The organism is Cryobacterium sp. TMT2-4 (assembly GCF_004402575.1).
GTDB classification, from domain to species: Bacteria; Actinomycetota; Actinomycetes; order Actinomycetales; family Microbacteriaceae; genus Cryobacterium; species Cryobacterium sandaracinum.
Window position 1 is genome coordinate 195949 of the sequence record NZ_SOGE01000014.1, and the last position, 9803, is coordinate 205751.

General features: G+C 66.1%; 7 protein-coding genes. 6 read left to right on the top strand and 1 reads right to left on the bottom strand.

Going from position 1 to position 9803, the window contains the following annotated elements; all coding sequences use genetic code 11:
• Positions 1–80: 80 nt before the first annotated feature.
• Positions 81–1115: a LacI family DNA-binding transcriptional regulator gene (locus tag E3O54_RS04705; protein WP_134401032.1), complete on the bottom strand. Its 1035-nt coding sequence runs from the start codon at positions 1113–1115 to the stop codon at positions 81–83.
• A 313-nt stretch (positions 1116–1428) separates the two neighbouring features.
• Here E3O54_RS04705 and E3O54_RS04710 point away from each other — a divergent pair, with 313 nt between their 5' ends.
• The 6 genes from E3O54_RS04710 (at position 1429) to E3O54_RS04735 (ending at position 9601) form a co-directional block, all read left to right on the top strand.
• A complete protein-coding gene (locus tag E3O54_RS04710) occupies positions 1429–2745 on the top strand; it encodes an ABC transporter substrate-binding protein (RefSeq protein WP_104100774.1) in 1317 nt (438 codons plus the stop codon).
• A 155-nt stretch (positions 2746–2900) separates the two neighbouring features.
• A complete protein-coding gene (locus tag E3O54_RS04715; protein WP_134342291.1) occupies positions 2901–4034 on the top strand; it encodes a carbohydrate ABC transporter permease in 1134 nt (377 codons plus the stop codon).
• A complete protein-coding gene (locus E3O54_RS04720) occupies positions 4031–5005 on the top strand; it encodes a carbohydrate ABC transporter permease (RefSeq protein ID WP_134401033.1) in 975 nt (324 codons plus the stop codon). Before E3O54_RS04715 ends, E3O54_RS04720 begins: the two co-directional genes overlap by 4 nt.
• 102 nt (positions 5006–5107) lie before the next feature.
• The gene (locus E3O54_RS04725; protein WP_134371982.1) at positions 5108–7048 is read left to right on the top strand and encodes an ABC transporter ATP-binding protein; all 1941 of its coding nucleotides are present in this window, start codon (positions 5108–5110) and stop codon (positions 7046–7048) included.
• A gap of 10 nt (positions 7049–7058) precedes the next feature.
• Positions 7059–8423, top strand: coding sequence for a cystathionine beta-synthase (locus E3O54_RS04730; protein WP_134401034.1), 1365 nt, complete (start codon positions 7059–7061; stop codon positions 8421–8423).
• 23 nt (positions 8424–8446) lie between these two features.
• Positions 8447–9601, top strand: coding sequence for a cystathionine gamma-synthase (locus E3O54_RS04735; RefSeq protein WP_134401035.1), 1155 nt, complete (start codon positions 8447–8449; stop codon positions 9599–9601).
• Positions 9602–9803: the final 202 nt, after the last annotated feature.

Consider the following 9803-nt stretch of genomic DNA (forward strand, 5'->3'; position numbering starts at 1 on the left):
CCACACAGAGAAGGCGTCGCATCCATCGGATGCGGCGCCTTCTGTCGTTATGCCCGTTCCGTCAGGCCCGACGCACGGTGTCAGCCCCCGTGGGTGAGACGTGGGCCGCTGGTGCTCGAGCGGATGACCAGGTTCGTGGGCAGCCGGGTCAGGTGATCCTCGTCGCCGTGCTGAGCGGGGTTCTCCAATTCCGTCAGGAGGGCCTGCACCGCGAGCCGGCCCTGTGTGCGCGGGTGCTGCTCGAGGGTGGTCAGACGGAACATATCGGCATACGGATGTCCGTCGATCCCGATCACGGACAGGTCGGCCGGCACCTGGATACCCAGTTCCCTGGCGGCGACGATCAAACCGATCGCGATCTCGTCGCTCGCGGCGAAGACCGCGGTGGGGCGGGTGCGCGGGTCGCCGAACACGGCGAGGCCCACCTCGTAGCCGCCCGGCATCGTGAACTCGCAGGCGTAGAACAGGCCCGAGCGTTCGGTGGGCAGGCCGGCGGCGCTCATGGCGGCGTAGAAACCGGTGAGCCGGTTGCTGTGCACCTGGAAGTCCATCTCGTCTTCTTTGCTGCCGCCGATGTGCACGATGTCCGTGTGCCCCAGGCTGAGCAGGTGCTCGGTGGCGAGCCGGGCCGCGGCAACGTCGTCGATGGCGATCGTGTCCACGCCGCGGATGGGTCCGCCGATTCCGACCAGCGGGCGGCCCAGACGGTGCAGCAGGGTGACCTCCTCATCGCTGAGCGCCACACCGACCGAGATCACTCCGTCGAAGCGTTTGCGCGCGAGGAAGTACTCGAAGACCCTCTCCCGTTCGGGTGAGGGTGCCGGCAGGTTGTAGAGGGTCATGTCGTACCCCTTGTCCAGCAGCGCCTGTTCCATGCTCTCCAGAACCTCGGAGAAAAACCAGCGGCTGATGAACGGGATGATCACGCCGATGCTCTTGGTTCGGCCGGTGACGAGGCTGGCCGCGTTGGGTGAAGCGACGTAACCGATCTCCCTGGCTGCAGCGATGACCTTGATCCGGGTCCGCTCCGACACATAGCCACGACCGCTCAGGGCACGGGAGGCTGTGGCCTTCGCGACGCCGGCGAGGCGTGCGACATCCGCAATTGCGCTCATTCCAGCCTCCGCCCTTGGACCCGTTTCCAACACTGTACAGCTCTGGCAGGCCCGCTGGAACCGGTTCCATTATATCCGCCGGAATGCGACACGTCCCGCGGGACGAACTTTCGAAGGTGTCGTGGCGGGAGTGCGATCTTTGCCATTCCGTGACAAATCTGGTCTTGCGATTCGGCCCGGCGTACCGTACCTTGTGGTGTGGAACCGGTTCCTTATCTGATCGTTTTCGGCACAGAAGCTGTTCCTGCAGCACCTGGGTGTTTGTCCGGGGATATCCCCGGCGCATCTTCATCAAACTCAACGAGGAGGAAAAATGCGGTCATTCCACCGCCGAATCACAGCACCCATTGCCATTGCGGCGATCGCCGGTCTGACCTTGGCCGGCTGTTCCGGTGGCCCCGGCAGCACGAACACCGACTCAGGAGCTGAAGGCGACGGCGTCGTCTCCGTCTACGGCACCATCGGTGACACCGAGGCCAAGCTCCTCGAGAAGTCCTGGGCTGCCTGGGAAGAAGAGAACAACATCGACATCCAGTACGAGGCGTCAAAGGAGTTCGAGGCTCAGATCGCCATCCGCGCCCAGGGTGGCAGTGCTCCCGACATCGCGATCTTCCCGCAGCCCGGACTGATGGCCGACCTTGCCAGCCGCGACTTCCTCAAGCCTGCCCCGAAAGCCGTCGAAGACAACGTCGACGAGTTCTGGTCCAAGGACTGGAAGGCCTACGGCACCGTCGGGGACACGTTCTACGGCGCGCCACTGATGGCCAGCGTCAAGGGCTTCATCTGGTACTCCCCGGCTAAGTTCACCGAGTGGGGTGTCGAAGTTCCCGAGACCTGGGACGAACTCCTCGCCGTGACGAAGACCATCCAGGAGAAGACCGGCAGCGCCCCGTGGTGCGCCGGATTCGGCTCGGGCGACGCCACCGGCTGGCCGGGCACGGACTGGGTCGAAGACCTCGTCCTGCGTCAGGCCGGAGCGGAGACCTACGACAAGTGGGTTGCCAACGAGATCCCGTTCACGGACCCCGCAATCAAGGCCGCCTTCGACTCCGTCGGAGAGATCCTGCTGAACCCTGCCAACGTCAACGCCACGTTCGGTGATGTCCGCTCGATCAACAGCACCCCGTTCGGTGACGTGGCCACGCCGCTCGCCGCAGGAACCTGCGCGCTGCACCACCAGGCATCCTTCTTCGACGGCTTCATCACGGATGCCGGCGGAGAGGTCGGTCCCGACGGTGACGTCTGGGCTTTCATCACCCCGGCCGAAGAGGCCGGCAGCCAGGCCGTGACCGGTGGTGGCGAGATTGTCGCCGCATTCGCGGATGACGCCGACACCCAGGCCGTTCAGACGTACCTCTCCAGCGACGACTGGGCGAACAGCCGGGTGAGCCTCGGTGGAGTCATCAGCGCCAACTCGGGTCTTGACCCGGCCAACGCGAAGAGCCCCATCCTGCAGGAAGCCATCAAGATCCTTCAGGACCCGGAGACCACCTTCCGCTTTGACGCCTCCGACCTGATGCCCGGCTCCGTGGGCGCCGGCACCTTCTGGAAGGGAATGGTCAACTGGATCAACGGAGCCCCGACCGACGAGGTTCTCACCAGCATCGAAGCCGGCTGGCCCTCCAGCTAGTTCAATTCGGAACCAGCTCATCTAACAGCACCACAACCGTGCGGGTCGTCCTCCTGAAAAGGGGCGACCCGCACTCCCCTGCTGGTGTACCGTGGCGGTAGTTTTCCGCCCCACCAGCAAACTGTGAGCCCGCAGTCGTACTCGAGAGGTTTCATATGTCGGCGTTCCTTGCCTGGCTGGCTGACTTGCCGCCCCTGGTCCAAGTCCCCATCATCATCCTCGCGTTCGTCGCCCTGGTGGCCGCGATCCTGTTCGTCGTCGAGATAGCCCCGCGCAAGGGCACCGGCTACACCGTCATCCGTCTCGCCGTCTGCGTCGCCGCCCCGCTGCTCATCCTGCTCGCCGCGGGATCGTACTGGTGGGCCATCGCCGCGGCCGCCGTTCTCGGCGGAGTCTTCTTCATCGTCGACTACCGCTCACGCTCCGGCGCCGGCTACCTCTTCCAGCTCTTCGGCTTCCTCGCTCCGGCCATCCTGCTCCTCATCGTCGGACTCATCATCCCGACCATCCAGACAACGGTGCAGGCGTTCATGAACTCCCGCGGAACCGAGTTCATCGGCCTCGACAACTTCGTCTGGGTGTTCACCCAGCCGGAGGCCATCCGCACGGTGCTCAACACGATCGTCTGGGTGCTCATCACTCCGCTCGTGTCTACGATCGCCGGCCTGGCCTATGCGGTCTTCATCGACAAGAGCCGCGGCGAGAAGTACTTCAAGATCATGGTCTTCATGCCCATGGCCATCTCTTTCGTCGGGGCGTCCATCATCTGGCGCTTCGTCTACACGGCCCGGCCGGCCGACCAGAACCAGATCGGCCTGCTCAACCAGGTTGTGGTGTGGTTCGGCGGCCAGCCCGTCGACTTCCTCGCCAACGCACCCTGGAACACGGTCTTCCTGATCGTCGTGCTGATCTGGGTGCAGACCGGATTCGCCATGGTCGTGCTCTCCGCCGCCATCAAGGGCGTGCCTGCCGAGCAGATGGAGGCCGCCGAACTCGACGGCACCAACGCCTGGCAGAAGTTCACCAACGTCACGGTGCCCGGCATCCGCGGCGCCCTCGTCGTCGTGTTGACGACGATCTCCATCGCCTCCCTCAAGGTCTTCGACATCGTCCGGACCATGACCGCAGGCGCCAACGACACCAGCGTCATCGCGAACGAGATGTACACGCAGTTCAAGAACTTCGAGCAGGGCCGGTCCGCCGCCTTCGCCGTGATCCTGTTCCTGCTCGTGCTCCCGATCGTCGTCTACAACGCCCGCCAGATTCAGAAGCAGAGGGAAATCCGATGAGCGCGATTCTTCCGGTTGAGCTCCCCGTCGACAAGAACACCAAGAGCCAAACTCGCCGAGGCGAGCGCCGTCAGGAGTTCGTGGCGGCCAAGCGCACCAAGAAGCGGTTGACCAGCCGAGGCGCCACGATCGCGGCGCTCGTGATCGCCGTGCTCTGGACCGTTCCGACCTTCGGGCTCTTCGTCTCCTCCTTCCGCCCGGCGCAGGAAGTACGCACCACCGGCTGGTGGACGCTCTTCTCGAACTGGGGTCTGACCATCGACAACTACAGCGATGTGCTCCAGGCCGGCAACAGTCAGCTGAATCTGGCCGGTGCGTTCATCAACTCGATCGCGATCACCCTGCCGGCCACACTGCTGCCGCTGATCATCGCCAGCCTCGCGGCCTACGCATTCGCCTGGATCGACTTCCGCGGCAAGAACGTGCTGTTCATCGCGGTTTTCGCGCTGCAGATCGTTCCGCTGCAGATGGCCCTCGTGCCGCTCTTGCAGTTCTTCTCGCGGGGTGAGGTCTTCGGCTTCCCGGTGGTCTCCTCGATCAGCGACGCCGGCGGCTACTCGCAGGTGTGGATCGCGCACACGATGTTCGCCCTGCCGCTCGCCATCTACCTGCTGCACAACTTCGTGTCGGAGATTCCCGCCGACGTCATCGAGGCGGCGCGGGTCGACGGCGCCGGTCACGGGCAGATCTTCTTCCGCATCGTGCTGCCGCTGACCATGCCGGCGATCGCATCCTTCGCCATCTTCCAGTTCCTCTGGGTCTGGAACGACCTGCTCGTGGCGCTGATCTTCGCCGACGGTGCGGTGGCGCCGATGACCAAGCTGCTGGCCGAGATCACCGGTACCCGCGGCCAGGACTGGCACCTGCTCACGGCCGGCGCGTTCATCTCGATCCTGGTTCCGCTGATCGTGTTCTTCTCCCTGCAGCGCTACTTCGTGCGCGGCCTGCTGGCCGGTTCGACGAAGGGCTAGCCGCATCAGCGACTGTGCCCGTTCCGCCGCTGGCGCCCACCCGGGCCGCCGGTGTTCGGAACGGGCACATTTGTGTGCCGCGCGGGAGTTTAGAGTGAATTCATGAGTGGAATGCACGGTGGCGGCGGCGGTCGACGGGGGCGGGTAAGCGGCGCAGATGTCGTGGCGCAGCGGGCCGAGAACGCCGAGGCCCCGCGCATCCCGAATTTGCTTCGCCGGATCATCGGCCTGTTCGCGCCGCACCGCGCGAAGCTCACGGTCACCGTGGTTCTCGTATTCATCAGCGCGGCGCTCTCCGTCGTGCCGCCCCTGCTCGTGCAGCGGGCCTTCGACGAGGGGCTCTTCCCGCCCGGCGGCAGCCCGGACGTGCAGCGTCTCGCCGTGCTCGTGGGGGTGATGATCGCCATCTATTTGGGGACGCAGTTGCTCGGCGTCTGGCAGGCCTGGCTCACCGCCACGGTCGGCAACTCGGTGATGGGTGCCCTGCGGGTGCGGCTGTTCACCCACTTGCAGGCGATGGAACTGAGCTTCTTCACGCGAACGAAGACGGGCGTCATCCAATCCAGGCTGCAGAACGATGTCGGCGGCGTCGCGAGCGTGCTCACCAACACCATCTCCAGTCTGCTCGGCAACGCCGTGACCGTGATCGCGGCGCTCGTCGCGATGCTCCTGCTGAGCTGGCAGCTGGCGATCGTCGCCATCATCCTGATGCCCGTACTCGTCTTTGCCCAGCGCCGGGTCGGCCAGGTGCGGGCCCGCATCGCGTCCAGGACGCAGGAGTCGCTCTCGGACATGACGGCGATCACGCAGGAGACGCTGAGCGTATCCGGCATCCTGCTCTCGAAAAGCTTCACCCGCCAGAAGACCGAGATCCATCGGTATGCCGACGAGAATGCCAACCAGGTCGAGTTGCAGATCAGCCAGCAGATGAGCGGCCAGTGGTTCTTCGCCACGGTGAGCATCTTCCTCTCCAGCATCCCGGCGATCGTCTACCTCGTGGCCGGTCTGCTGATGGGCAGTGGAACGACCGACATCACGGCGGGCACGATCGTGGCCTTCACGACCGTGCAGTCACGGCTGCTGTTCCCGCTGCTCGGCCTGATGCGCGTTGCCCTCGACCTGCAGACCTCAAGCGCCCTGTTCGCCCGCATCTTCCAGTACCTCGACCTCCGGCCCGCGATCCGCGACGCCCCCGACGCCGCCCCCGTGCCGGCCCGCGGCGAGGCCGTCGGCCGGGTCGCCTTCGACGGGGTCACCTTCGCCTACCCGGATGCCGGCGCGGAATCGCGCCCCACCCTGGACGACGTCTCCTTCACGATCGAGCCGGGCCAGTTCGCGGCCTTCGTCGGCCCGTCCGGGGCAGGCAAGACCACCGTGTCCTATCTCATCCCGCGCTTCTACGAGGCCTCGGCCGGGCGGGTACTCTTCTCCGGCGTCGAGGTGCAGGGCCTCCAGCAGCAGTCCCTCGTCTCCCACATCGGCATCGTCAGCCAGGAGACCTACCTCTTCCACGCGACCATCGCCGAGAACCTCCGCTACGCGAAACCGGAGGCGACGGATGCCGAGCTCGAGGCCGCGGCCCGGTCGGCGAGTATCCACGACACGATCGCATCCTTCCCCGCCGGCTACGACACCCTGGTGGGGGAGCGCGGCTACCGGCTCTCCGGCGGCGAGAAGCAGCGCATCGCCATCGCGCGGGTGCTGCTCAAGGACCCCGAGGTGCTGATCCTCGACGAGGCCACCAGTGCCCTGGACGCCATCTCCGAGCGCGTCGTTCAGGCGGCCCTGGACACCGCTTCCCGCGGGCGTACGACCATCGCCATCGCGCACCGGCTGTCGACCATCGTGTCCGCCGACGTCATCTTCGTCGTCGACGCCGGCCGGATCGTAGAGAGGGGCACCCACGCCGAACTGCTCAAAGACGATGGCGTCTACGCGCGGCTGTACTCGGAGCAGGTCACGTCGCCGACGCCCACGGCCCCCACTCCGCTCACGCCGATAGAGTTGACCCGGCTCGAATCCGTGACGAAGAACCCTCGATGAAGGACTCTCGATGAAAATTGCCGACACCGTTCTCGACCTCATCGGTGACACCCCCCTGGTCAGGCTGCACAAGGTGACGGCTGACGTCAGCGCCACCGTGCTGGTCAAGCTGGAGTACCTGAACCCGGGCGGCTCCGCGAAGGACCGCATCGCGGTGCGCATCATCGATGCCGCCGAACGGGACGGCTTCCTGCTTCCCGGCGGCACCATCGTCGAGCCGACCTCGGGCAACACGGGCGTCGGCCTCGCTCTCGTTGCCCAGCAACGCGGCTACAAGTGCGTGTTCGTGCTGCCGGACAAGGTGGGCGAGGACAAGCGCAACGTGCTCACGGCCTACGGCGCGGAGATTGTGGTGACCCCGACATCCGTCGCCCCCGACCACCCTGACTCCTATTACAGCGTGTCCGACCGGCTGGCCCGGGAGATCCCGGGGGCTTTCAAGCCCAACCAGTACTTCAACCCGAACGGCCCGCTCAGCCACTACGAGACGACCGGGCCCGAGATCTGGCGCGACACCGACGGCACGATCACCCACTTCGTCGCGGGCGTCGGCACCGGCGGCACCATCACCGGTACCGGACGGTACCTGCGCGAGGTCTCGGGAGAGAGCGTGCGCATCATCGGCGCCGATCCGGAGGGCTCGGTGTACTCCGGTGGCACCGGCCGGCCGTATCTGGTCGAGGGCGTGGGCGAGGACTTCTGGCCGGGCGCCTACGACCCGGAGGTCGTGCACGAGGTGATCGCCGTCTCCGACGCCGACTCCTTCGCGATGACCCGCCGGCTCGCCCTCGAAGAGGGCATTCTGGTCGGAGGTTCGAGCGGCATGGCCGTCGTCGCCGCCCTGCGCGCGGCGAGAACCCTCGGCGCCGACGACACCATCGTCGTGCTGCTGCCCGACGGCGGGCGCGGCTACCTGGGCAAGATCTTCAATGACGGCTGGATGCGCAGCTACGGTTTCAGCAACGCGCCCGCCGGGCACACGGTCGGCGACCTGCTCTCGTCCAAGACCGGCGCCCTGCCGCCGTTCGTCTACGTGCACCCCAGCGCCACGGTGCACGACGCCATCGGAGTCATGACCGAGGCCAGCGTCTCCCAGGTGCTGGTGCTCACCGAAAAGCCCCCGGTGGTGATGGGCGAGGTCGTCGGCGCGGTCGACGAACGCCGGCTGATGGAACTCGTCTTCTCCGGCGAAGCGAAACTGGCCGACCGCGTCGGCGAGTTCGTCGGCGACTCCCTCCCGCTAATCGGGGTGAACGAGCCCGTCGCGGCCGCGCGCGCCGCCTTCGCCGGCCACGATGCGCTCCTCGTCACCGACGGCGGCAAACCCCTCGGCGTCATCACCCGCCACGACCTGCTCACCTACCTGAGCGCCTGAACAGCATGACTAAGGACGAATCAATGGCTCGCACACGAAACTTCGACACCATCGCCATCCACGCGGGGCAGGAATTCGACCCGACGACCGGCGCCGTGATCCCGCCCATCTACCAGACGTCCACGTATGTGCAGGAGAGCATCGGCCACCTGCGCGGCGGCTACGAGTACAGCCGCGGCGGCAACCCGACCCGCACCGCGCTTGAGACCCTGCTGGCCGCGCTGGAGGGCGGAAAGCACGGCCTCTCCTTCGCCAGCGGGCTCGCCGCGGAGGACACCATCCTGCGCGCGCTGCTCGCACCGGGCGACCACATCGTGCTCGGCAACGACGTCTATGGCGGCACGCACCGGCTGATCAACCGGGTGCACGGTGCCTGGGGCATCCTCAACTCCACCGTGGAGATGAGCGACCTCGCCGCCGTCGAACAGGCCATCATCCCGGGCGAGACGAAGATCCTCTGGGTGGAGACGCCCAGCAATCCATTGATGAAGGTCTGCGACATCGCCGCTCTGGCCCGGATCGGCCACCGCTTCGGCGTGACCGTGATCGTGGACAACACGTTCGCCTCGCCCGCGCTACAGCAGCCGCTGGCCTTGGGGGCGGACGTCGTCGTGCATTCCACCACGAAGTACCTCGGTGGCCACTCCGACGTGCTCGGCGGCGCCCTGATCATCAACGACGACGAGCTCGCCGAGAAGGCCCAGTTCCTGCAGTTCGCCGCCGGCCCCGTCTCGGCCCCGATGGATGCCTGGCTCACCGTGCGCGGAATCAAGACCCTCTCGGTGCGGATGGACCGCCACTGCAGCAACGCCCAGGCGATCGCCGAGCACCTGCAGGGCCACCCGGCGATCGACCGGGTCTACTACCCCGGCCTGCCGACGCACCCGGGCCACGAGCTGGCGAAGAAGCAGATGAGCGGCTTCGGCGGCATGCTGTCGATCTCCTTCGTGGGCGGCGTGGCCGCGGCGCGTTCCTTCGCCGAGGCCACGCAGCTGTTCCAGCTGGCCGAATCGCTCGGTGGCGTGGAATCGCTGGTCAACTACCCCTCCGAGATGACCCACGCATCGGTTCGCGGCACTGAACTCGAAGTAGCGGACAACATCATCCGTCTGTCCGTGGGCATCGAAGGCGTCGCCGACCTCATCGACGACATCGACCGGGCGCTCGCGGCCGTCTAGGCGGATAAATCCGTACAGCCGCGGCGGCCCTGGCTGCCGTGGCTGATGCGGCATCGCCGCTCAGGGAGATTACCTCCGCTTCGAACGAATTCGACGGAGATTTTGGCTCTCCTGCTTCATCTGTGGGTGTTTCGGAGCGCCTTAACGGCCGCACGCCGCTTCCTGTCTAGGTTTCTGACTGTCTAGGAACAGAAACTCAAGG